General features: G+C 70.9%; 18 protein-coding genes and 1 pseudogene. 6 read left to right on the forward strand and 13 right to left on the reverse strand.

Annotated elements, in window-relative coordinates; genetic code table 11:
- Positions 1-227: 227 nt before the first annotated feature.
- Entirely contained in the window at positions 228-620 is a 393-nt protein-coding gene (locus O7616_RS00995) for a chorismate mutase (RefSeq protein ID WP_348773846.1), read from the forward strand.
- Positions 621-798: 178 nt separating this feature from the next.
- Here O7616_RS00995 and O7616_RS01000 read toward each other — a convergent pair whose 3' ends face one another.
- The 7 genes from O7616_RS01000 to O7616_RS01030 all read right to left on the reverse strand — a co-directional run bounded on the left by O7616_RS01000 (position 799) and on the right by O7616_RS01030 (position 9,078).
- Positions 799-1,812, reverse strand: a complete 1,014-nt coding sequence (locus tag O7616_RS01000) for a dipeptide ABC transporter ATP-binding protein (RefSeq protein WP_282264551.1) — start codon at positions 1,810-1,812, stop codon at positions 799-801.
- Positions 1,805-2,833 carry an ABC transporter ATP-binding protein gene (locus O7616_RS01005; protein ID WP_282264760.1) on the reverse strand — a complete coding sequence of 343 codons (1,029 nt, stop codon included), beginning with the start codon at positions 2,831-2,833 and terminating at the stop codon, positions 1,805-1,807. Before O7616_RS01005 ends, O7616_RS01000 begins: the two co-directional genes overlap by 8 nt.
- Before the next feature lie 25 nt (positions 2,834-2,858).
- Positions 2,859-3,830 (reverse strand): ABC transporter permease, encoded by a 972-nt coding sequence (locus tag O7616_RS01010; protein ID WP_282264550.1) that lies wholly within the window; start codon positions 3,828-3,830, stop codon positions 2,859-2,861.
- The gene (locus tag O7616_RS01015) at positions 3,823-4,749 is read right to left on the reverse strand and encodes an ABC transporter permease (protein ID WP_282264549.1); all 927 of its coding nucleotides are present in this window, start codon (positions 4,747-4,749) and stop codon (positions 3,823-3,825) included. The genes O7616_RS01010 and O7616_RS01015 overlap by 8 nt, the downstream gene beginning before the upstream one ends.
- Before the next feature lie 148 nt (positions 4,750-4,897).
- Positions 4,898-6,538 (reverse strand): ABC transporter substrate-binding protein, encoded by a 1,641-nt coding sequence (locus O7616_RS01020; protein WP_282305266.1) that lies wholly within the window; start codon positions 6,536-6,538, stop codon positions 4,898-4,900.
- 588 nt (positions 6,539-7,126) lie between these two features.
- Positions 7,127-7,810, reverse strand: a complete 684-nt coding sequence (locus O7616_RS01025) for a response regulator transcription factor (RefSeq protein ID WP_282264759.1) — start codon at positions 7,808-7,810, stop codon at positions 7,127-7,129.
- A 2-nt stretch (positions 7,811-7,812) separates the two neighbouring features.
- Positions 7,813-9,078, reverse strand: coding sequence for an ATP-binding protein (locus tag O7616_RS01030; RefSeq protein ID WP_282305267.1), 1,266 nt, complete (start codon positions 9,076-9,078; stop codon positions 7,813-7,815).
- A 155-nt stretch (positions 9,079-9,233) separates the two neighbouring features.
- Between O7616_RS01030 and O7616_RS01035 the strand changes: the two genes are divergently transcribed.
- From O7616_RS01035 to O7616_RS01045, 3 genes and pseudogenes are all read left to right on the forward strand, one after another.
- Positions 9,234-11,027, forward strand: a complete 1,794-nt coding sequence (locus O7616_RS01035) for a PspC domain-containing protein (protein ID WP_282305268.1) — start codon at positions 9,234-9,236, stop codon at positions 11,025-11,027.
- Positions 11,024-11,209: pseudogene (locus tag O7616_RS01040) on the forward strand (hypothetical protein); the annotation flags it as partial. The gene O7616_RS01035 and the pseudogene O7616_RS01040, both read left to right, overlap by 4 nt.
- Positions 11,210-11,788: 579 nt before the next feature.
- Positions 11,789-13,042, forward strand: a complete 1,254-nt coding sequence (locus O7616_RS01045) for a phosphatidylserine decarboxylase (RefSeq protein ID WP_282305269.1) — start codon at positions 11,789-11,791, stop codon at positions 13,040-13,042.
- Positions 13,043-13,132: 90 nt separating this feature from the next.
- Here the strand turns inward: O7616_RS01045 and O7616_RS01050 are convergent, their stop codons facing one another.
- The 3 genes from O7616_RS01050 to O7616_RS01060 form a co-directional block, all read right to left on the reverse strand.
- A complete protein-coding gene (locus O7616_RS01050; RefSeq protein WP_282264545.1) occupies positions 13,133-14,071 on the reverse strand; it encodes a CDP-alcohol phosphatidyltransferase family protein in 939 nt (312 codons plus the stop codon).
- Positions 14,072-14,416: 345 nt separating this feature from the next.
- Positions 14,417-15,322, reverse strand: coding sequence for an NUDIX domain-containing protein (locus O7616_RS01055; protein ID WP_282305270.1), 906 nt, complete (start codon positions 15,320-15,322; stop codon positions 14,417-14,419).
- 203 nt (positions 15,323-15,525) lie between these two features.
- Complete coding sequence (locus O7616_RS01060; RefSeq protein WP_282305271.1) at positions 15,526-16,476, reverse strand: NUDIX domain-containing protein; 951 nt, start codon at positions 16,474-16,476, stop codon at positions 15,526-15,528.
- A 143-nt stretch (positions 16,477-16,619) separates the two neighbouring features.
- Between O7616_RS01060 and O7616_RS01065 the strand changes: the two genes are divergently transcribed.
- Entirely contained in the window at positions 16,620-16,988 is a 369-nt protein-coding gene (locus tag O7616_RS01065; protein ID WP_282305272.1) for a PspC domain-containing protein, read from the forward strand.
- 7 nt (positions 16,989-16,995) lie between these two features.
- On the opposite strand, the gene guaA is transcribed toward O7616_RS01065, so the two are convergent.
- Both guaA and O7616_RS01075 read right to left on the reverse strand, forming a co-directional pair.
- The gene (gene guaA / locus O7616_RS01070) at positions 16,996-18,552 is read right to left on the reverse strand and encodes a glutamine-hydrolyzing GMP synthase (protein ID WP_282264542.1); all 1,557 of its coding nucleotides are present in this window, start codon (positions 18,550-18,552) and stop codon (positions 16,996-16,998) included.
- Between the two features lie 67 nt (positions 18,553-18,619).
- Positions 18,620-20,317, reverse strand: coding sequence for a GMC family oxidoreductase (locus O7616_RS01075; RefSeq protein WP_282305273.1), 1,698 nt, complete (start codon positions 20,315-20,317; stop codon positions 18,620-18,622).
- Between the two features lie 145 nt (positions 20,318-20,462).
- Here O7616_RS01075 and O7616_RS01080 point away from each other — a divergent pair, with 145 nt between their 5' ends.
- On the forward strand, positions 20,463-21,581 hold the full coding sequence (locus O7616_RS01080) for an LCP family protein (protein WP_282305274.1): 1,119 nt from the start codon (positions 20,463-20,465) through the stop codon (positions 21,579-21,581).
- A gap of 7 nt (positions 21,582-21,588) precedes the next feature.
- On the opposite strand, the gene O7616_RS01085 is transcribed toward O7616_RS01080, so the two are convergent.
- A complete protein-coding gene (locus tag O7616_RS01085) occupies positions 21,589-23,046 on the reverse strand; it encodes a M1 family metallopeptidase (protein ID WP_282305275.1) in 1,458 nt (485 codons plus the stop codon).
- Between the last annotated feature and the right edge of the window lie 9 nt (positions 23,047-23,055).

Raw genomic sequence — 23,055 nt, forward strand, 5'->3', positions numbered from 1 at the left:
AGAAAGCTCCCCGGCGCACCGCCGAATGCTTGCGCACCCGCCGCCGACGTGGGCATACTCGACGGCGTGATCGCTGCGCGCTACTACTTTTACTACGGCACCGGGAGTCCGGCTGCCGTAGGTCGCGCCTGATCGATTCAGACCTACGAAAGCCCCGGGCTCCTGGAGTCCGGGGCTTTTCCGTCCCGGGTTCCGGGCACCGGGCACCACCGTGCGAGAGGTACCCGATGATGACAGACGTGATGGAGCAGAGCGGCGGCCCGACCCGACCGGAGGCCGGGCAGCCGGCGGTCGACGGGCACGAGACGACGGTGCCCTCGTCGACGGCCGAGAACACCGAGCAGGCCGAGGCGCAGACCGGCACCGAGGAGCCGTCGGCAGCCGCGCGGATCGTGCAGATCAGGGAGCGGATCGACGAGATCGACCACGCGTTGATCGCGCTCTGGCAGGAGCGGGCCGCGTTGTCCCAGGAGGTCGGGGTCACCCGGATGGCGTCCGGCGGGACCCGCCTGGTGCTCTCCCGGGAACAGGCGATCCTGGAGCGGTTCCGCGTCGCGCTCGGATCGGACGGCACCCAGCTGGCGCTGCTGCTGCTCCGCGCGGGTCGCGGGCCGCTGTAGCCCGCGCCCCGGTCCGTGGTTGATCACTCGGCGCGCCGACGCCGGGCGGGCACGTCTTCGCCCGCCCGGTCGGTGGTCCATCCCGCGTGCACCGAGGCTGCCACCGGTCCGTCCGATCACCGGACAGACGAAACCGCCTGCCGCCGTCGTGCGGACGGCGGCAGGCGGTTTCGGTGACTCACGCCTCGTGGGTGGCGACGATCTCGCGCCGCTCCGCGAAGTGGCAGGCAGTCGGGTGGTCCGAGCCCTGACGGATCTCCAGCAGCGGGACCTGCTCGGCGCAGACGTCCTGCGCCTTCCAGCAGCGGGTCCGGAACCGGCAGCCCGAGGGCGGGCTGATCGGCGACGGCACGTCACCCGTCAACCGGATGATCGTCTTGTTGCTCCGCTGGGTGGGGTCCGGCACCGGCACCGCGGAGAGCAGAGCCTGGGTGTACGGGTGGGTCGGACGCTCGTAGATCTCGTCCTCGGTGCCGATCTCCACGATCTTGCCGAGGTACATGACCGCGACCCGGTCCGAGAGGTGACGAACCACCGACAGGTCGTGCGCGATGAAGACGTACGACAGCCCGAACTCGCCCTGGAGCTGCTCCAGCAGGTTCATCACCTGAGCCTGGATGGAGACGTCCAGCGCCGACACCGGCTCGTCACAGACGATGATCTCGGGCCGCAACGCGAGCGCCCGGGCGATGCCGATGCGCTGACGCTGACCGCCGGAGAACTGGTGCGGGTACCGGTTGATGTGCTCCGGGTTGAGCCCGACCAGGTCGAGCAGCTCGCGGACCTTGGCCCGGCGGCTGCCCTTGGGCGCCACCTCCGGGTGGATCTCGAACGGCTCACCCAGCAGGTCACCGACCGTCATTCGCGGGTTCAGCGAGGTGTACGGGTCCTGCATCACCAGCTGGATCTGCCGGCGGAGGCGTCGCAGCGCCGTACCGGACAGCTTGGAGATGTCCTGGCCCTTGTAAACCACGCTGCCGGCGGTCGGCTTCTCCAGGTTCATCAGCACCCGGGCGAGGGTCGACTTGCCGCAGCCGGACTCGCCGACCACGCCGAGCGTCTCACCGGCGCGCAGACCGAATGAGACCCCGTCGACCGCCTTGACCTGACCGACGGTCTTCTTGAACACCACGCCCTGGGTGACGGGGTAGTGCTTGACCAGGTCACGGACCTCGAGGATGTTCTCAGACACGGTTCACCAGCTCCTCGGCGAAGTGGCAGGCGCTGGCCCGGCCGGCACCCACCTGCAGCAGCGGCGGGACCTTCTCCCGGCACACCGGCTGAGCCATGGGGCAGCGCGGGTTGAACGGGCAGCCCGGCGGGATGTTCATCAGGTTCGGCGGGAGGCCCTTGATCGTCCGGAGCTGCTGCCCCTTCTCGTCCATGCGCGGGATCGAGTCGATCAGACCGATCGTGTACGGGTGCGCCGGCTTGGCGTACAGGTCGTACACATTCGCTTCCTCGACGATCCGGCCCGCGTACATGACGGCGATCCGGTCCGCGACGTCGGCGACCACGCCGAGGTCGTGGGTGATCAGGATCATGCCCATCTGCCGCTCACGCTGAAGCTCCGCCAGCAGGTCCATGATCTGGGCCTGCACGGTCACGTCGAGTGCCGTGGTCGGCTCGTCCGCGATCAGCACCTCCGGGTCGAGCGCCAGCGACATCGCGATCATCGCGCGCTGCCGCATACCACCGGAGAACTGGTGTGGGTAGTTGTTGAACCGACCCTTGGCGTTCGGGATCTTGACCTGGTCGAGCATGTCGATCGCGCGCTTCTTGGCCTCGGCGCGACCCATGCCCCGCCGGACCCGGAACTGTTCGGCGATCTGGAACCCGACGGTGAAGACGGGGTTCAGTGCGGAGAGCGCGTCCTGGAAGATCATCGCGATGCCCTCGCCGCGGATGCGACGGCGCTCCTCGTTGGACATGCGGAGCATGTCCTTGCCGTGGAAGCGGACCTGCCCACCGGTCACGAAACCGGGTGGCGTGTCGAGGATGCCCATGATGGTCTGCGCCGTGACGCTCTTACCGGAGCCGGACTCGCCGAGCACGGCGAGGGTCTCCCCCGCGTCGACGTGGTACGTGACCCCGTTGATGACCTTTGCGACGCCGTCCCGGGTGCGGAACTCCACCCGCAGGTCGTCGACCTCGAGCAGCCGGCCGGAGGGACGCCCGGACCCGCCGGGTCCCGGCGCGGACTGCTCGGACACGAGAATGTCGGACACTGGATATCCCCTAGCGGAGTTTCGGATCGAGGGCCTCGCGGACCGACTCACCGAGCATCACGAAGCTCAGCACTGCGGTGACGAGGAACGCGGCGGGGAAGAAGACCAGCCCCGGCGCGACCCGGACGAACTGCTGCCCGTCGCTGATCATGATGCCCCAGGACACCACCGGCGACTTCAGACCGACGCCCAGGAACGACAGGGTGGCCTCGGCGCCGATGAAGGAGCCGACCATGATCGTGCCGTAGACCAGCAGCGGAGCCAGGCAGTTCGGCAGCAGGTGCTTGAGGATGATCCGGCCGGTGCCGGCGCCCAGCGCGCGGGCCGCCACGATGTAGTCGGCCTCCTTGGTGGCGAGCACCGACGAGCGCATCAGCCGCATCACGACCGGCCAGCTCAGCACGATCAGCGACGCGATCACCAGGCCCATGATCTGGGCCTTGCTGTTGCCGGAGCCGGAGCCGTTGAAGGTCGTCAGAATGACGATCGCGCCGAGCACGAAGGGCAGACCGAAGAAGACGTCGGCGATCCGGCTGAGCAGCGCGTCCACCCAGCCACCGCGGTAGCCGGAGATGATGCCCATCGTCCCGCCGATGAGCAGGGTGCCCATCACGGACAGCACGGCGACCACGACGGAGGCCCGTGCGCCGTAGATGACCCGGGCGTAGACGTCACGGCCCTGCACGTCGTACCCGAACCAGCCATCGGCGCCCGGCTTGTTGAGGCTGCGGGACAGCGAGCCGTTGACCGGGTCTCCGCCCGGCGCGAACAGCTGCGGGAAGGCAGCCATCAGCAGGAAGATGACGATCAGCGTGGCCGAGATCCAGAACAGCGGCTTGCGCCGCAGGTCCCGCCAGGCGTCACCGAGCAGACCGCGCGGCTTTTCGTTGCTCTGCGGCTGGCCCGCGGTGGCGGGGGCGGCGGAGTCGGTCGAGTGTGCGCCAGGGGTGCTGACGATCGATGCGGTACTGGGGTCACTCATAACGGATCCTCGGGTCCAGGGCGGCGTAGAGCAGGTCAACCAGCAGGTTCATCACGAGATAGACCAGCACCAGGACGACCACGATTCCTACCACCGTGGCGCTTTCCTTGGTGATGATCGCCCGGAAGACCTGGCGGCCGATTCCGTTGATGCCGAAGATCCCCTCGGTGACGATCGCGCCGCCCATCAGGGCGCCGAGGTCGGTGCCGAGCAGGGTCACCACCGGGATCAGCGAGTTGCGCAGCAGGTGCACACCCACCACCCGGCGCATCGGCAGGCCCTTGGCGATCGCGGTACGCACGTAGTCGGCGCGACGGTTCTCCGCGATGCTCGTTCTGGCCACCCGGGCGATGTACGCCACTGACGCGCTGCCGAGCACGAAGCCCGGCACGATCAGCTCGGACCACCGCATCTCGGAGGAGACGGTCGGCTTGATGATGCCCCACTGCACGCCCAGCAGCCACTGCAGCACGAAGCCGACGACGAACACCGGCAGCGCGATCAGGAAGAGGGTGGAGACCAGGACCAGGTTGTCCAGGAAACCGTTGCGCCGCAGACCGGTCAGCACGCCGGCACCGAGGCCGATGACCGCCTCGATGGCGAGCGCCACGACGGCCAGCTTCAGGGTGTTCGGGTACGAGGTCAGGATGATGTCGCTGATGTCGCGCTGGGAGAACGTCTGACCGAAGTCACCCTGGAGCAGGTTCTTCATGTAGTTCGCGTACTGCACGAAGACGTTCTGGTCGAGGTGGTACTTCTCGGTCATGAAGGCGATGTACTGGTCCGGGCAGCGGCGCTCACCGCACTTGCCGGCGAACGGGTCGCCCGGAACGGCCCAGACGAGCCAGTAGATCAGGAACGTCGTACCGATGAAGACCGGCACGAGTTGGAGCAGCCGTCTCAACAGATAACGGCCCATGGGGTGGTCCTCCAGACAGGGGGCGCGTCGGACGGCCGACACGGTGGTGACAACGTGCGAATGGAGTGTTGTAACACCCACTCGCGGAACGGCCCCGGGTCGGGCTCACCGGATGTGGCGAGCCCGACCCGGGGTCAGACCGTTCGGATCAGAGCTCGACCGAGGTGATGTCGATCTCGCCGACGTTGTTCAGCTCGAGCTTCTTGATCTTCTCCGAGTGGCCGGACTGCTGGCCGTAGAAGTAGACCGGGATGCTCGGAACGTCCTGGTCGACCTTCTCGACGGCCTTGGCGAACGCCTCGTGCGAGGCCTCCAGGCTCGGCGCGGCGCTGGCCTGCTTGGCCAGAGCGTCGACCTCGGGGTTGCTGTACAGACCGTCGTTGGAGGAACCGTTCGTGACGAACAGCGGGTTGACCCAGTTCTCCACGTCCGGGTAGTCCTGCTGCCAGGCAGCACGGTACGGGCCGGTCATCTTGTGGGCGTTGATGTTCTGGCGGAAGACCGCGAAGGTCGGCACGCCCTCGGCCCGAGCGTTGATGCCCAGGTTGGTCTTGATCTGCTGCGCGACGGCGTCCATCCAGTCCTTGTGGGCGGAGTCCGCGTTGTAGTAGAAGACCATCTCACCGGTGAAGCCACCGGCCTCGGCGAGCAGCGTCTTGGCCGTCTCCGGGTCGAACTTGCAGGCGGTGCAGTTGCCCGGCTTGGCGCCCGGGGTCAGCGGGTTCGCCCAGCTGTCGGCCGGCTTGCGGGTACCGAAGAAGATCTTGTCCGAGATCTCCTGCCGGTTGACGGCGAGCGACACGGCACGACGCAGCTTCGGGTTCTGGAAGCGCTTGTCGTACATCGGGAACGCGATGAACGCGGTCGTCGGCGTGACGGTGTTGCGGCCCCGGTCACCGAGGTCGGTCTTCCACTTGTCACCGGCGAGCGCCGAGGTGGGAACGACCTCCATGAAGTCGAGGTTGTTCGCCAGCAGGTCGGCGTAGGCGGCGTTGTCGTCCTGGTACAGCTTGACGTCGACGTCCTTGACCTTCATCTTGTCGCGAAGGTTGTAGTCGTCGAAGCGCGTCAGCTTGATGAGGGCGTTGTCGTCCCACGACACGAACTTCACCGGGCCGTTGGCGATCGGCTTGCGGCCGAACTCCTCGGGCTTCATGGTGAAGAAGACGTCCGGCAGCGGCATGAAGGCGCTGTAGCCGAGCTTGGTCGGGAAGACCGCGGTCGGCGCCGACAGGGTGACCTCGAAGGTCTGGTCGTCGATGACCTTCAGGCCGGACATCTTTTCAGCGGTCGGCGCCGGGGCCTTCTTCGGGCCGTCCGGGCCGTCCGGGTCCGAGGTGTAGGTCTGGTCGAAGCCCGCGATGTCCGCGAAGAAGGTGCCGTTCTGCGCGCCGTTCGGCGAGTAGGCGGCCCAGTTCCAGGCGTCGACGAAGTTCTTCGCCTTGACCTCGGTGCCGTCGTGGAACTTGGTGCCGGCCTTGATCTTGATCGTGAAGACCTTGGAGTCCGTGGTGTTGATGGACTCCGCCAGCGCGTTACGCGGGGCCCCACCGTCGTTCGGGTACTCGACCAGGCCGGTCCACAGCCAGTCGATGATCTTTCCGCCGCCGGTCTCCGTGGTGTTCGACGGGACCAGCGGGTTCTCCGGCTGGACGCCGTGGACAACGATCGAGCCGTCCTTGCTGGCGGCAGCGTCGCCGTCGCCGTCGCTGCTCGAGCAACCGCTCGCGACAAGCGCGGCAGCCGCGCTGAGCGCGATCGCGCTCGTCGCCCGCTTCGAGACTCTCATTCCGAGGGGCCTCCTCTTTCTAACCAGGTTCCGTCGTGGGTTTCACGCACGTTTGGGGGTGACACCGCCCGACCACCCCGGGGCGCGGGTCGCCGGGACCACAGGGAAGTTGGGGACACCCCTGATGTACCGATCCGCCGGGCTCCCCCGCCACCGAGGCGCGACACGACGCAGGAGACACAGCCACGAACCGCCGCGAGCGGCGAGGACATGGTCGTGGGCCGTACGGAGTGCCACACACCGATGGTGAGGTGCTGCCACTGTGACACCCACTGGCCGCTTCCGTGAAGGTGCCGTTATCAAGCCGTTAGTTGCCCGGCACGTTGCCGATACTTGAAAAATGATCATAAAACGGTCGGCTCGGGCAGCGTTGAGCAGGAAATACGTTGCGTCACCCGCGCATCGGGTCCCGGCCCGCGCGCCAGCCCGGAGCGAACGGTGACCGATAGGACGTCGGTCATTACCCACTTTTCGACCCGTCCGGACTAGGTCGACTTCGGCTGCACGGACACGATCATCGGCTGGGTGGACGAGGGCGCCGAGATCGTTTCTCTGATCCTCAGCGCCAGCGCCGGGTGCGGCACCGGGTCAGACGAGGCGGCGGTCCGCCGCCCAGCGGGACAGTTCGTAGCGGTTGGACATCTGCAGCTTGCGGAGCACGTTCGACACGTGCGTCTCCACCGTCTTGATGGAGATGAACAGCTCCTTGGCGATCTCCTTGTACGCGTACCCCCGGGCCAGCAGCCGCAGCACCTCGCGCTCACGGTTGGTCAGCTGGTCCAGCTCGGGATCGGCCACCGGGGCGTCCGGTCGGGCCGCGAAGGCGTCCAGCACGAAGCCGGCCAACCGCGGACTGAAGACCGCGTCCCCGTCGGCCACCCGTCGGATCGCCGCGGCCAGCTCGTCCGGGGAGATGGTCTTGGTGACATACCCCCGGGCGCCGGCCCGGATCAACCCGATCACGTCCTCCGCCGCGTCGGAGACGCTCAACGCGAGGAACTTGACCTGCGGGTGTGTACGCCGCATCGCCTCCAGCACCGCACGACCACCTCCGTCGGGCATGTGCACGTCGAGCAGCACCACGTCCGGCCCGATGGCGGCGATCCGGGTGACCGCCTCAGCCACCGTGCTCGCCTCGCCCACCACCTCGACGTGCGCGCCCAACTCCGCGCGCACCCCGGCCCGGAACATGGCGTGATCGTCCACCAGGAACACCCGCAGCCGCTCGGGGCGGGCATCCGGGTCGAGGTGCTCGGTCGACTGCTCGGCCATGGTCATCTGTTCCTCTCCGCTGCGGACGAGTCCCGGGAGATCGGCAGGATCAACCGAACCTCGGTCCCCTCCCCCGGACCGGACCGGATTTCGGCCCGTCCGCCGTGCCGCTTCATCCGCCCGATGATCGAGCCGCGTACGCCGTGCCGGTGATCCTCCACGGTATCCGGATCGAAGCCCTTGCCCCGGTCCCGGACGAAGACGCTGACCTGATCGGGCTCCACCTCCGCGTAGAGGGACACCGTCTGCACTCCGGCGTGCCGAGCCGCGTTCACCAGCGCCTCCCGCGCGGCCGCGACCAGCGCCCCGACCTTCTCGTCGGTCTCCCGGTCACCGACCACCACCGCCTCCACCGTGATCGCGAAGGTGTCCTCGACCTCGGCGGCGGCCTGCTCCAGCGCGGCGGCGAAACGCTCGCTCGGCGACGCGGTGGGTTTGTAGAGCCAGTTGCGCAGGGAACGCTCCTGCCCCCGGGCCAGCCGCTGCACCATCTTGACGTCGCCGGCGTTGCGCTGGATCAGCGCCAACGTGTGCAGCACCTGGTCGTGCACCATCGCGGCCAGCTCGGCCCGCTCCTGCTCGCGGATGCGGCCCTCGCGCTCCGAGCGGAGCTGACTGTACGTCCGCCAGAGCACCGGTGCGGCGACCACCCCGACCCCGGCCAACCCGACCAACGCGAAGATCACCCCGTTGATCACCGCGTCGAAGTTCTGGGCCGGCGAGTAGACCGCCGCGACGCCGATGATGCCGACCGCGACCAGCACTCCCCCGCCGATGAACCGCAGCACGAAGGCCCGCCGGTCGCTCTCCTCGACGACCGCCCCGAGCCAGGGCACCGGCATCGTCTCGCCCCACTGCCGCCGCCGCTCGGGTGCGGACTGGTGCCAGATGACCCCGGCGCCGACCGCGATGATGGCCACCAGCCAGCCGGCGGTGCCCGCTGCGCCGACCGAGTCGAAGACCATCACCTGGATCAGCAGGACACCGAGCCCGATCCCCACGAACGGCAGGAGCTGCGCCACGTCGCGCCGGGGCGGCACCGCGTTGTCTCCGGGCCGCAGCGGCACCACGGCCCAGAAGGCCGCGTAGAGCAGCAGGCCGAGCCCGCTCAGCCCGAGCAGCACCATGAACGCGACGCGCACCCGCAGCACCGAGATGCCCAGATGGTCGGCGATACCGGCGGCGACACCGGCGGCCATCCGGTGCTCCGGGGCCCGGTAGAGGCGCGGGGGGGTGCTCACGGTGCTGATCGGAGGCTCCCTGGTCACGGTGGCGGGCGGGTCGAGGTCGGTGACTCGATCGTCACACGCTGCGGCTTCCACGACCACGGGGACGCCCCCGACATTCCGGCCCTCGGATCTCAGGGTGGGGTCAGGGTCGGGTCCTGAGGTCGTTCGGGTGCACGGGGCAGCAGGATCGAGGCATGACCGAGGAAGCTGCCCCGCCACCCCGCCCGGGGTCGGCACCGCCGGAGGGCGCGTCACCGCCCCCACCGGCCGCGACGCCCGGCGCCGGGACCGAACCCAGCGCGCCCGGCCCGCACCCGGGCACCACGCCTACCGATCCGTCCGGCGGCTACCCGCCGCCCGGCGGCGCGAGCCACGGCCCGCAGTTCGCGGCCGGCACCGGTTACGGGCCTCCCGGCCCGGGCGGTGGTCCCGGTCCGTCCGCGCCACCACCGCCACTGGGTGGCACCGGTTTCACCTCGCGGTACGGGTTGGTCCGGCCCCGCGAGGGGCGGTATCTCGCCGGTGTCTGCGCGGCGATCGGACGGGCCACCAACACCGACCCGGTGCTGTGGCGGGTGTTGCTCGCGGTGCTCGGGTTCTTCGGGGGCATCGGCATCCTGGTGTACGTCGCCGCCTGGCTGATCATCCCGAACGAGGGCGACACCGCCTCCCCGGTCGAGTCGATGCTCGGGCGCGGCCGTTCCAGCATGTCGCCGGTGACCGTGATCATCCTGAGCATCCTGGTCGCGGCCAGCTTCGGCTACATCGTCACCGACGCCTTCCGCGCGGTGCTGCTCGGCGCGGCCATCCTGGTCGCCGGCGCGCTCCTGCTCAACCGGGACAGCCGCAACCCGCAGGCCGGCACCGCGGGCGGGCCGATGCCCGCCGCACCGACCGGCACCCCACCCGGTCCGGTCCCACCGGTGACCTGGCCGGCGCCGTCGTTCGGCGCGGCCCCGTCGACCGGTCCACTCACCACCACAGCGGCCCCGGGGGCGAGCGGCGACCCCGCCTACGCCACCGCGACGACGGGAGGGACACCCACCGTGGCGTACGACGTACCGCCGACCGGTGGTCCGCAGCCGCCCACCACCGGGCAGCCGGTCTCCGGCGCGGGCCCGGTGTCCGGGCAGCCGGCCGGGACGACGGCTGTCCACCCCGGCTGGCCGGCACCGCCCACGGGTTGGCCGAGCACCGCCGCACCGAGCGTCGGTTGGCCGTCCGCGCCGGTGACCGGGGCGCCCACGGCTCCGTCGGGCTATCCGACCGCCACGCCGCCGTCCGCGTACCGCCAGCCGTTCGCTCCGCACGGCCCGTACGCCTCGCCGACCCCGACGCCGCCCCCGCCAAAGCCACCGAAGCCGCCGAAGCGCCCGAAGGAGCGTTCACCGCTCGGCGCGGTGACCTTCTCCCTGATCTTCCTGGTCCTCGGCATGGTCGCCCTGCTCGACCTGCTCGACGTCTTCGCCATCAGCGCCTCGGCGTACTTCGCGGCGGCGTTGGCGACGATCGCGCTGGGGTTGCTGGTCGGCACCTGGTTCGGTCGGGCCCGCTGGCTCATCGCGCTCGGCCTGGTGACCGCCGCGGCACTGGGCACGGCGACGATCGCCGAGTCCTACGACCGGATCCGAGGGGTCGACGGCGCGGTGACCTGGGCGCCCACCGACTATCGCGACCTCGCCGACCGGTACGAGAACAGCTTCGGTGACGCCGTGCTCGACCTACGCGGTATCGACTTCGCGAAGCGGGACACCCAGGTCACCGTCGCCATCAACTTCGGCCAGGCGACGGTTGTCGTACCGCCGAACGTCGACGTCACCACGGTGGCCGACGTCAACGCGGGCGATGCCAACATCTTCGGTAACCGGTCCGGCGGGTTGGACGGTCGCCTGCGGGAGTTCACCGATGTCGGCGCGGACGGGCCCGGCGGCGGGACCCTGCGCCTGTACGTCCACGTCAATGCCGGCAACCTGGAGGTGACCCGGTGAAGGCTCACCGCACGGATCTGGTGTCGTTCGCCTTCGGGCTCGTGTTCCTGGCGCTGTCCGGCTGGTGGCTGCTCGCTCAGCTGCTCGGGCTCGCCCTGCCGGCGGTGGGTTGGTTCCTGGCCAGCGCACTCATCCTGATCGGCGTCTTCGGGCTGGTCGGCGCGCTGCGCTCGGGTCGGTCGCCGCAGCCGGAGGCGACCGCCGGCTCCGGTGCCACCGACGCCACCGCGCCGGTCTCGGGCGCGACCGCACCCGTCTCCGGGGCCGCGGTGCCGACCTCCGGCGACGCGGTGCCGACCTCCGGCGACGCGCTGCCGGTCTGGGAAGCCGGCCGGTCCACCTGGGACGCTCCCCCGTCGTCGGCGACGCCGGAGCCACCGACCGCCGAGATGATCCACCCGGCCTGGTTGGCTCACCCGCCGGCAGAGCCGCAGACGTCCCCGATCCCCGGCCGGCACGAGGAGCCGACCGTCGGCCTCGGCACCGGAGCAGCCCCGGTCGAGGGAGACGAGCCGACCCGGTCAGCTGACCCGGTGGAGGCCGTCGGCGACCAGACGGACGACGAACGGGAGGGCCGGCGCGGGAACCTCTGATCCCGACGTCGGCCGGCGGCGGCCCACTCCACCGCTACGGCGGTGCGGCTGGCGCGAACGGGCGCATATGCTGGCCGGTGGAGATCTCGCCCTCCGCCGGCCGGCCCGTCCCGCCATGGCGGTCCCGCCGCGATTCCCGTCTCTACCCCCGTCAGGAGCCCGCCCGACATGACCCAGTCCCCCGCCGTGCGCATCACCGGCCGGTCCGGTCCGGTCCGCATCGGCGAGCGAGCCGCCCGTACGCTCGTCACCGAGCTGGCCCGGATCAACGATCCCAAGGCCGCCCTGCTGGTCGGGGCGAGCCCGGACTCCGCAGTGCTGGCCGCGGCGATCGAGGCGCTGCTCCCCGGTGACCGGCTCACCGTGGTACCCGTCGAACCCGTCGGCGCCACCGCGCTCCGCGAGCATGTCACCGCCCAGGGCCGCTGGGTCGCCGATCGGGTGAGCGTCGTCGACTCGCTGGCCGAGGCCGAGCCCGCCGAGGTCGTCATCGCCGGTGAGGCGTTCGTCGGCACTGCCGAGGAGACCCGTGGCGGCATCGAGGGCCTGGCCAAGTACCTCTCCGACGGTGCGGTGCTCAGCGTGGCCACCGTCGCCACGCCCGGCCGGACCACCGGGGCGGCCGCCGAGCTGGCTCGACAGGACGCGCTCAACGGCGTCGGCACCGACCTGGTGGTGCGTAACTCCCCGCCGGTGCGGGTCTACCGGCTGCGGTTCACCCCGGCCAGCCCCGCCTCGGCCGACCGGTTGGCCCCCGCGCACCGCCCGTCGAGCGTGCCGCTGACCCGCGGCATGCACATCGACTCCAACGGCGTGGCCGCGGCGGGCATCGCGCTCGGCCTCGCGGCGCTGGCCCGGGTGGCGCGTCCGTCGTCCAAGCTCTGGTTGCTGCCGGCGCTGGCCGCCGGGCCGGTCGCCGCGTTCTTCCGCGACCCGGAGCGGGACGTGCCGGAGGACCCGTCGGCCGTGGTCGCCAGCGCGGACGGCAAGGTCCTGTCGGTGCAGCGACTGCACGACGAGCGTTTCGGCGACGGCGAGTGGCTGCGGGTGGCGGTCTTCCTGTCGGTGCTGGACGTGCACGTCAACCGTGCCCCGGTCGCCGGCAAGGTGGTCGACTACTTCGTCGCCGACGGTGGGTTCGTCAACGCGATGAAGCCGGACGCCGAACACAACGTGGCGGCGTACACGGTGCTGGACACCGCTCGCGGCACGGTGGTGGTCGCGCAGCGGACCGGGTTGATCGCCCGGCGGATCGTGCAGCGCGCGCCGATCGGCGCGCTGCTGGCCAGAGGCGAGCGCTTCGGTCTGATCCGGTTCGGCTCGCGGACCGACGTCTACCTCCCGGCCGAGGCCGCGGACCCGTTGGTCGGGCCGGGCGACAAGGTGGTCGGCGGGTCCACGGTCATCGCCCGCTGGCGCTGACCGACGAAACCGTCATCGCCCGCTGGCGCTGAGAGGTGAACGCGAAACGGGGCGCCGCCAACCGGCGGCGCCCCGTTCTGCTTGCTGTGGTCAGGCGGTGCGGCGCTGCCGCAGCCAGAGCACCGGGCCACTGACCAGGTAGCCCACCACGATCAGGGCGAACGTGATCCGGATGTCGATCAGCGCGCCGATCACCGGGGCCAGCCAGAGCCACGGGGGCAGCTTCACCAGGCGGGCGAGCTTGGCGTACGGGAAGCTCGACACCATCGCGAAGGCCAACAGCGCCACACCGGCGACCAGCACGGCACCGGGCACCGGCAGGCCGATCGCGACGGTCACGGCGAGCACCGCCGCCGCCATGGTGGTGGGCACCCCGCAGAAGAACCGGCCGTCCTTCGGCGAGACGTTGAAGCGGGCCAGGCGAATCGCGGCACAGGCCGCGACGAGCGCGCACGCCACCGCCGCCGCGGCGGTGGAGACGGAGCCGGCCAGCGACGCGTAGACGACGACCGGCGCGGCGAGACCGAACGAGCACATGTCGGCCAGGGAGTCCATCTGCGCGCCGAACGGGCTGGCCACGCCGAGTCGGCGGGCCAGGGCACCGTCCAGGCCGTCGAAGGCCACGCAGGCGATCAGGCAGAGCGCGGCGACGCGCACCTGGCCCTGCATCGCCAGGAAGATGGCCAGCATGCCGAGCATCAGGCTGGCCAGGGTGCAGGCGTTGACCAGGCCGAACTTCATCCGCCGGGCCATGGTGCGCTCGCCCGGGAGCAACGGGATCGACCGAGCCGAGGCCTCGTCGGCCTGCGCCATCGGTGGCATCGCCGGGCTGACCGGCATGACCGCTTCGATCTCCGCCCGCCGGACGCTTCCCGCCGGCCGGCTGAGCCGGTCCAGGCCGTAGCGACGGCGCTGCCGATCGGCGTACCGGTGCTCGGGTGATGCCACGTCGGTCGGGAGCAGGTCGCCGTCGCGGCGGCCGACCCGGACCAACAGCACCTGGCGGGCGAATGTGCTGCTGCGGCGCAACGGGCCCGCCCAGCGACGCCCTGCGGGGCGCGGACTGTCAGTAGTACGACGCCGGCGCCATGGGGCTCTCGGCACGTTTCCTCCATCACCGGATCGGCTGGCCGCCGTGTGGCGGGTGTCCGGCTGTCTCGTGCCGGACCTTGCGTGGCCCGGCAGCCGTTTTGCGGAGTACACCATCGCATAGGGGAACATGGCTTGGCGATAGCTGCCGGCGGTACTTATATCTGGCTTAAACCGCTCGAACCGCTCGCTTGTTCCCATCCCGGGCGTCATCGCCCGTTTCCTCCATCATTCCCGCCTTTGACTGTACCGGAGGGTCACCATCTCGGCTCAGTGAGCGGCGTGCTATCGGCCACTCTGTCCGATTGCCGAGGCAGCGATGTCGCTCAACGGCAGGTCAGCAGCCTGGGCACTGGTGAACCAGCCGGCCCTCGCCGTCGAACCCCCGGCGGATTCGGTGACCACCGCATCGGTGGGTACGTCCACCAGCACCCGATAGATCACCCGTACGCCGTGCCAGTCCAGCGGGCGGCCCTCCGGACCGAGTGCGGCGGGGTTGTGCAGGTTGTCCACTCCGAGGAGTTCCACCACCCGGCCGACCTGGCCACCCTCCTCGACCAACTCCCGGAGCAGGCCGGTCGTCGGCTGCTCACCGTGATCGGTGCCCCCGCCGGGCAGGTGCCACAGGCCGGCACCCGGATAGCCGTCCGCGATCTGGGTGAGCAGGATCCGCCCGGCCGGATCGGTGACCAGCCCGTACGCCCCGAAGCGCAGCCGACGATCAGGGTGCGCCGGCGGAAGGGGCTCCGGCAGCCGGTGCGTTCCGGAGGGCAGTGGCGTGACCGGCCGGCCGAGCACCTCGGCGGTGAACGGCGTCAGCGTGACCAGCGCCGACTCGGCCGAGGTGAGCCGGCGAACCTGGTCGACCGGGCCGCCCGGCGCGCCGACGCCTGTCGCGTCATCGCCCACGGTGAGGTCGAACACCAGCCGGTCGGTGTGCGTTGCGACACCCTCGGGACGCTCGGTCACGTCGGCGATCACCGTACGCAGTCGACCCGTGGTGACGGTCAGCCCCGTCTGCTCGGCGACCGTGCGGACGACAGCGCGCTCGGGATGCTCGGCGTGCTCGACGGCACCACCCGGCAGCCGCCAGACCCCGGGAAACTCACCGTCGCCCCCGTCCCGCACCACCAAGATCCGATCCGAGTCCCGCAGAACCCCGTAGACCCCCACTCGCCGCGCAAACCGCACCCTCGCCCCTCCCCCGCGTCGACCGACCCATCGATCATGAAGTTAGCCCGTCCGGGTCGCGGCAGTCGGGTCACGTCATGATCCACTCGGAATCACGGAAGGCGCGGTATCCCATCGCCTGGGATACCGCGCCTTTCCGAAAGCCGAGTCGATCAGAGGGCGAGCACGGGCAGCCCCCCGGTGGTCACCCGGGAGAGCTGGGGTCAGGTCAGTTGGGCTGCTTGGACTGCTTCGGCGGTCACCTCGGTGAGGCGGTCGGTGGGGAGGGCGCCCAGCTCCTCGCGGCCGAACCAGCGCGCCTCGCAGGTGGAACCGCCGACGTCGGCCACGGTCAGCGGGTTGGGCTTGTCGACGACGACGCGGTAGAAGGCGCGCACGCCGTGCCAGTCGATCGGGTAGCCCTCGGGGCCGAGCGAGGCGGCGTCGCGGTGGCTGGCCACGCCGAGCAGCTCGACCAGGCGGCCGGTCTGCCCGGTCTCCTCGACCAACTCCCGGATCAGCGCCGCGCCGGGCTGCTCGCCGTAGTCGGTGCCGCCGCCGGGCAGGTGCCAGCAGCCGGCGCCGGGGTAGCCGTCGGAGACCCGGGTGAGCAGCACCCGCCCGGCCGGGTCGGTGCAGACCGCGTACGCGGCGAAGCGTTGCGCCCGGTGCAGCCCGTCCGGGCCGGGCACCGCGTAGAAGGAGGGGAACTCCGGCGGCTCGTCGGGCACCACGTCGGCCGAGGAGGTGGGCAGCCCGAGGGCACGCGCGGTGAACGAGCGCAGCGGCAGTGTGCGTGCCTCGTCGAGCGTGTACCAGCGGGCCAGGTCGGTCGGGCGCTCGCCGCCCCGGTCGGCCAGGGTGCCGCCACGGACCGCCACCCGGTAGATCAACCGGTCGGTGTGGATCGTGATGCCCCGCTCGGGCAGCGCCCGCATGTCGGCGAGCACGTCGGCCAGGCCGGAGACGGCCACCGAGAGACCCGTCTCGGCAGCGGTCTCGCGGACGACTGTGTGGTTCGGGTCCTCGCCGTGGTCGACCGCCCCACCGGGCAGCGACCACGTGCCGGGGGTGCCGGAGCGCTCCGATGCGCGGACCAGCAGGACTCGGCCTCTTGAATCAGCACAAACTGCGTATGCCGCGATCCTGCGGAGCGGCTCGAGCATGGTGGTCACGGGAGCAAATTCTCCCCGGGCCGGGTTACCGGAACGGAAAAGAGTCAGATTCCTGACTGTCGGACCCGGATCAGGGATCGGTCAGGGTAAGGATCCGGGCGGTCACCGAGGGCGGGCCGGGCGGCAACGCGGACCGTGGGGGTATGACATCCACCGCCGCTCCCCAGGCCCCGTACAAGCAGCTCCGACGCCCCACCACCGACCGCATGGTCGCGGGGGTCGCCAGTGGCGTCGGCCGCTACTTCGCCGTCGACCCGACACTCGTCCGGGTGGCGTTCGCCGTCACCGGCCTGCTCACCGGCGGGCTCGCGCTGTTCGCGTACCCGATCATGTGGTTCCTGATGCCGGAGGAGCCCACCGGCGCGCCGGCCTGGCCGCACCCGGCGGGCGTCGCGCCGCAGGCGGGCCCGCCGCCCACCGCCGGGCCCGCGCCCGGCGGACCACAGCCGGGGTACGCGCCGACGCCGCCCTACCCGCCGACGACCCCGTCGGACCCGCCGCCGGCCGCCTGACCGGCGCTCACTCCCACTCGATGGTGCCCGGCGGCTTGCTGGTGACGTCCAGGACCACCCGGTTCACCTCGGCCACCTCGTTGGTGATCCGGGTGGAGATCCGGGCGACCACCTCGTAGGGCAGTCGGGACCAGTCAGCAGTCATCGCGTCCTCGCTGGAGACGGGGCGCAGCACCACGGGATGCCCGTAGCTGCGCCCGTCTCCCTGCACACCGACGCTGCGCACGTCGGCGAGCAGCACCACCGGGAACTGCCACACGCCCCGGTCCAGGCCGGCGGCGGTCAGCTCCTCGCGGGCGATCAGGTCGGCCTCGCGGAGCAGGTCGAGGCGCTGCTGGTCGACCGCGCCGATGATCCGGATGGCCAGGCCCGGCCCCGGGAACGGGTGCCGCCAGACCATCGCCTCGGGCAGGCCCAGTTGCAGGCCGAGCGCCCGCACCTCGTCCTTGAAGAGCGTGCGCAGCGGCTCGACCAGGGCGAACTTCAGGTCCTCCGGCAGGCCGCCGACGTTGTGGTGGCTCTTGATGTTGGCGGTGCCGGTGCCGCCGCCGGACTCCACGACGTCCGGGTAGAGCGTGCCCTGGACGAGGAACTCCACGTCGCCGTGCGAGGCGATCTCGCGGGCCGCGGCCTCGAAAACCCGGATGAACTCCCGGCCGATGATCTTGCGCTTCTGCTCCGGGTCGGTCACCCCGGCCAACGCGCCGAGGAACCGGTCCGCGGCGTCGACCACCTTCAGCTTGATGCCGGTCGCGGCCACGTAGTCCTTCTCGACCTGCTCGGCCTCGCCGGCGCGCAGCAGACCGTGATCGACGAAGACGCAGGTGAGCTGGTCACCGACCGCCTTGTGCACGAGCGCCGCGGCGACCGCCGAGTCCACCCCGCCGGACAGGCCGCAGATGACCTCCTTGTCGCCGACCTGGGCGCGGATCCGGGCGACCTGCTCGTCGATGATGTTCTCGGGCGTCCAGGTCGGCTCGATGCCGGCGATGTCGTAGAGGAAGCGGGTCAGCATCTCCTGCCCGTGCGCGGTGTGCCCGACCTCCGGGTGGAACTGCACACCCGCCCGCCGTCCGGCCAGATCCTCGAACGCGGCCACCGGCGCGCCCGCCGACTCGGCGGTGACCGTGAAGCCCTCCGGAGCCTCGGTGACGCAGTCGCCGTGGCTCATCCACACCGGCAGGTCGGCGGGCAGGTCCCGCAGCAGCACACCGGGGTCGAGGAGGCGGGGGCGCAGTGGCGTGCCGCCGTACTCACGGTTACCGGTCTTCGCGACGGTGCCACCGAGCGCCTGGGCCATCGCCTGGAAGCCGTAGCAGATGCCGAAGACCGGCACGTCGGCGCTGAACAGGCCCGCATCGATCTGCGGCGCGTCCGGCGCGTAGACGCTGGACGGGCCACCGGAGAGGATGATCGCGGCGGGGTTCTTCGCCAGCATCTCGGCGATCGGCATCGAGTGCGGCACGATCTCGGAGTAGACCTTCGCCTCACGGACCCGGCGGGCGATGAGCTGGGCGTACTGGGCTCCGAAGTCCACCACGAGGACGGGGCGAGGCAGGCTCATGTGCACAAAGCCTACCGACAGTCACGGCCATGCCCGGCACCGGCTCGCCCTGCGGCGTCCGCCGGGCTCACTGACGCAGCGCGCCCGGGGCGTCCGCCGCCACCGCCGGGTGCTTGGGGGGTACGGCTGCCAGTCGGCGGTACGGGGACCCGAGCGGCGGGCGGAGGTCCTGCTCGCCCTGGTTGGGCCAGAAGGACATCGCCCGTTCCGCCTGGGCGGTGATCGTCAGGGAAGGGTTCACGCCGAGGTTGGCGGAGACCGCCGCGCCGTCGACGACGTGCAGCCCCGGATGCCCGTACACCCGGTGCCAGGGGTCGATCACCCCGTCGGCCGGTGTCGCTCCGATGACCGCCCCGCCCAGGATGTGCGCGGTGATCGGGATGTCGAACGGCTCGGTGAGCGAGCCGCCCGGTGTGCCGCCGATCTCCTCGGCGAGCAGCCGGGTGGCGGCGTTGCCGGCCGGGATCCAGGTGGGGCTGGGGGTGCCGTGGCCCGGGCCGGTGACCAGTCGACGGCCGAACACGCCGCGCCGCCACCGGGTCGTCAGCGAGTTGTCCACCGACTGCATGACCAGGGCGATCACCGTCCGTTCCGACCAGCCGCGCACGGACAGCATCCGGGCGGCCAGCCCCGGTTGCCGCACGATGACGCCCAGCCACCGCCGCACCCGGTGTGGGCCACCGTCGACCAGCAGCGACTGGAGCAGGCCCATCGCGTTGGAGCCCCGCCCGTAGCGGACCGGCTCGACGTGGGTCTGCGGGTCCGGGTGGAACGAGCTGGTGATGGACACCCCCTCGGTGTAGTCCAGCCGCTCGGACCGGGCCCGTCGGCGGGGCACCGAGGCGCCCAGGATCGCCTCCGAGTTGGTCCGGGTCAGCTCGCCGAGGCGGGGCGAGAGCCGGGGCAGCACGCCGTCGGCCCGCATGGCGTGCAGCAGTCGTTGGGTGCCGAGCGCACCGGCGGCGAACACCACCTGGTCGGCGTGCAGGACCTGCCGCCGCTTGCGCAGCCACGCGCCGGTGCGTTCGGCGTGCACGTCGTACCCGCCGTCGGCGGCCGGACGGACGGCGGTCACCGTGGTCAGCGGCAGCACCGTGACCCCGAGCCGCTCGGCGAGCCACAGGTAGTTCTTGACGAGCGTGTTCTTCGCCCCGTGCCGGCACCCGGTCATGCACGACCCGCAGTGCAGACAGCCGGTGCGCTCCGGACCGGCACCACCGAAGTACGGGTCGGCGACCCGCTGGCCGGGGCGGCCGATGTGCACGCCGACCGGGGTGGCGTGGAAGGTGTGCCCCACCCCCATCCGCTCGGCCACCGCCCGCATGGCCCGGTCCGCGCCGGTGTCCACCGGATACGTGGTGACCCCGAGCATCCGTTTGGCCTGGTCGTAGTGACGGGCCAACTCGTCCCGCCAGTCGGTGATGTCGCGCCACTGCCGGTCGGCGTAGAAGGCGGGCAACGGTTCGTAGAGGGTGTTCGCGTAGACCAGCGAGCCGCCGCCCACCCCGGCGCCGGAGAGCACCAGCACCCCGCTGCCGGCACCTCGGCGGGCCGGGCGGAGCAGGGTGAGCCGCTGGATGCCGTAGCAGCCCAGCCTCGGCGCCCAGAGGAACCGGCGGGCCCGCCAGGACGTCCGTGGGAACTCGTCGTCGGTGAAGCGCCGACCGGCTTCCAACACGGCGACCGAGTAACCCTTCTCGGCCAGCCGGAGCGCGGTGACGGCTCCGCCGAAGCCGGACCCGATGACGAGCACGTCGTACCGCATGGACGCATCATTACTCGCGAGTAACGCTCGCGCCAGCGGCAGTTTTCGCGCGATCATGCTCCGGCCGACCGACCCGGCGCCTCCCGGCCGCAACCCGGAGCACCCGTCGGAACGTTGTTCACCAGACGGGTGGAAGGAATCCAAGATGATCCTCGGGTCGATGGCGCCGCGCCGACGGTGGCTGCTGCTGGGCTTGACGGCCCTCGCCGCCGTCGCGCTGATCGCGGCCGGCGCGGTGGTGGTCACCCGGCTGACCGGTGACAGCAAGCCGGGCGGCGGCCCGGTTGCCGGCTCACCGACCCCGTCGCCGATCGGCACGCCCACCCCGAGCCCCAGCGGCCCACCGCCGGGCGCGGACATCACCGGCCCGCTCAACCTGCTGCTGGTCGGTGTGGACACCCGGGTCAGCGTGCCCGGGTGGGAACCGCACTCAGACGCCGTGCTGGTGCTGCACGTGCCGAAGGGGTTGGGTCAGGCGTACCTCTTCTCGCTCCCCCGCGACCTGCTGGTGGACATCCCGGCGTTCCCGAAGGCCGGCTACAAGGGCGGTAAGACCAAGCTCACCCACGCGATGAGCTTCGGCAGCAGGGTGCCGGGCAAACCCAAGGAGCCGAACACCGCCCAGGGGTACGAGCTGCTGCGCAGCACGGTCAGCGGCTACACCGGGCTCCGCATCGACGCGGGCGCGGTGCTCACCTTCAACGGGTTCGACCGGCTGGTCGACGCTCTCGGCGGGGTGGACATCTACGTCGACCAGCGGGTCGAGTCGCTGCACCGCCGACCGGACGGCAAGTACCGGCAGAGCGCGCCGGGCGGCTACACCGGGCCGCAGCAGGTCTACGAGAAGGGCGAGCAACACCTCAACGGCTGGCAGGCACTGGACTACGCGCGGCAGCGCTACATCACCGGCGGCGACTACGCCCGGCAGCGCCACCAGCAGCAACTCATCAAGGCACTCACCCGCAAGATCCTGGACGAGAACCTGGCCCGCCAACCGGATCGGGTCGACCAGGTGGTCGGCGCACTGGGAGACACGCTGATCTACGTGGGTGGACGGCGGATCGTCGACATCGCCTACGCCCTCAGCGGGGTGCCGGAGAACAAGTTCGTGCTGGTGGGCCTGCCCGGCTCCGGTGTCGGCAAGGGCAGCGCCTACCGTGGCGAACAGCTCACCAAGGTCGGCCGTGACTTCATCACCGAACTCCGTGCCGGTCGCGCCGACGCCTACCTGGCAGCCCACCCCACCCTGGTCGTCAAGAACTGACAGTCCTCTAGAGGCGCTTGGGCGAGGCCGGCTTCTTCGTTCCGTAGAGCCAGGCGTCGAAGAGCGGGCCGAGCTTCTTGCCGGAGACGCGTTCGGCGAGGGCGACGAACTCGGCGGTGGTGGCGGTGCCGTTGCGCTTCTCCGCGGCCCAGGTCTTGACGATCTCGAAGAACGCCTTGTCGCCCACCGCCACCCGCAGGGCGTGCAGGGTCATGCCACCACGCTGGTAGACCGACTCGCTGAACAACTGCTTCACACCCGGCTTGCCCGGCGGCGTCTTCCACACCTGCGCGGGCACCTGGGTGTACCGGATGTCGAACGCCTGCTTGGCCGTGTACGCCTTGGTGTGCTCGGCCCAGAGCCACTCCGCGTACGTCGCGAAGCCCTCGTTGAGCCAGATGTCCTCCCAGGTGGCCAACGCGACGCTGTCACCGAACCACTGGTGCGCCAGCTCGTGGGCGACCACCTCGGTGTTCTCGCCCTGCCGGAAGAACCCGGCGGAGTAGACCGGCCGGCTCTGCGTCTCCAGGGCGTACGAGATCCGGCTGTCCGAGACCACCACACCGCCGTACGCGTCGAACGGGTACGGCCCGAACACGCTCTCCAGGTAGTCGGCCACCTTGACGGTCTGGGCGATCGACGAGTCAGCCGCGCCCTTGGCCACGTTCGTGGCGACCGCGTTGTACACCGGACGACCCTTGTGCTCACCGGTGGTGATCCGGAACTTGCCGATCACCAGCGTGCTGAGGTAACTCGCCATCGGTGACTTCTCCGACCACTTCCAGGTGGTCCACCCGCCCGCGCTGGTCTTGCCGCCGGGAACGCCGTTGCTGACCGCGGTCAGGCCGTCCGGGACGGTGACCTCGAAGTCGTACGCCGCCTTGTCCGACGGGTGGTCGTTGACCGGGAACCAGGTGCTGGCCGACTCGGGCTGGCCCAGCGCGATGGCCCCCTCGGCGGTGTGCAGGAAGCCGCCCTCACCGAGGGTCTCGTTCTTCAGCGGCTTCGGCACACCCTCGTAGGTGACCTCGGCGACGAACCCGTTGCCGTTGATCAGCCCGGAGGCCGGAGTGACGACCAGCTCGTTGCGCTTGCGCTTGTGGGCCGCCGGTGCGCCGTCCACGGTGACCGCGGTGACGGTCAGACCGGCCAGGTCGAGGTTGAACGACGACAGGTCGGCCGTGGCGGTGCCCTGCACTGTGGTCGTGCCGGTCAGCCGGTCCTTCGCCGGGTCGTAGCGAACCTTGACCGTGTACCGCCCGACGTCGTACCCACCGTTGCCGTAGGTCGGGAAGTAGGCGTCGCCGACTCCCTCGGCACCCGCGCTGAACGTCCGCGACGGGGTGGGGGACGCGCTCGGCGACGGTGCCGCCTTCGGCGCCGACGAACCGCATCCGGACAGCGCGAGCGCCCCGACCACCAGCAGACCGGCGCTCGTCCGCAGTCCGTGCCGCGTAACCCGCATTCCACCCTC

The sequence above is a fragment of the Micromonospora sp. WMMD964 genome (genome assembly GCF_029581455.1).
In the GTDB taxonomy this organism is placed as follows: domain Bacteria; phylum Actinomycetota; class Actinomycetes; order Mycobacteriales; family Micromonosporaceae; genus Micromonospora.

Bases quoted from the DNA above. Each gene is read 5' to 3' on its own strand.
- O7616_RS00995 (WP_348773846.1), top strand. From the start codon at position 228: ATGATGACAGACGTGATGGAGCAGAGCGGCGGCCCGACCCGACCGGAG.
- O7616_RS01010 (WP_282264550.1), bottom strand. From the start codon at position 3,830: ATGAGTGACCCCAGTACCGCATCGATCGTCAGCACCCCTGGCGCACAC.
- O7616_RS01015 (WP_282264549.1), bottom strand. From the start codon at position 4,749: ATGGGCCGTTATCTGTTGAGACGGCTGCTCCAACTCGTGCCGGTCTTC.
- O7616_RS01020 (WP_282305266.1), bottom strand. From the start codon at position 6,538: ATGAGAGTCTCGAAGCGGGCGACGAGCGCGATCGCGCTCAGCGCGGCT.
- O7616_RS01025 (WP_282264759.1), bottom strand. From the start codon at position 7,810: ATGGCCGAGCAGTCGACCGAGCACCTCGACCCGGATGCCCGCCCCGAG.
- O7616_RS01035 (WP_282305268.1), top strand. From the start codon at position 9,234: ATGACCGAGGAAGCTGCCCCGCCACCCCGCCCGGGGTCGGCACCGCCG.
- O7616_RS01045 (WP_282305269.1), top strand. From the start codon at position 11,789: ATGACCCAGTCCCCCGCCGTGCGCATCACCGGCCGGTCCGGTCCGGTC.
- O7616_RS01065 (WP_282305272.1), top strand. From the start codon at position 16,620: ATGACATCCACCGCCGCTCCCCAGGCCCCGTACAAGCAGCTCCGACGC.
- guaA (WP_282264542.1), bottom strand. From the start codon at position 18,552: ATGAGCCTGCCTCGCCCCGTCCTCGTGGTGGACTTCGGAGCCCAGTAC.
- O7616_RS01075 (WP_282305273.1), bottom strand. From the start codon at position 20,317: ATGCGGTACGACGTGCTCGTCATCGGGTCCGGCTTCGGCGGAGCCGTC.
- O7616_RS01080 (WP_282305274.1), top strand. From the start codon at position 20,463: ATGATCCTCGGGTCGATGGCGCCGCGCCGACGGTGGCTGCTGCTGGGC.
- O7616_RS01085 (WP_282305275.1), bottom strand. From the start codon at position 23,046: ATGCGGGTTACGCGGCACGGACTGCGGACGAGCGCCGGTCTGCTGGTG.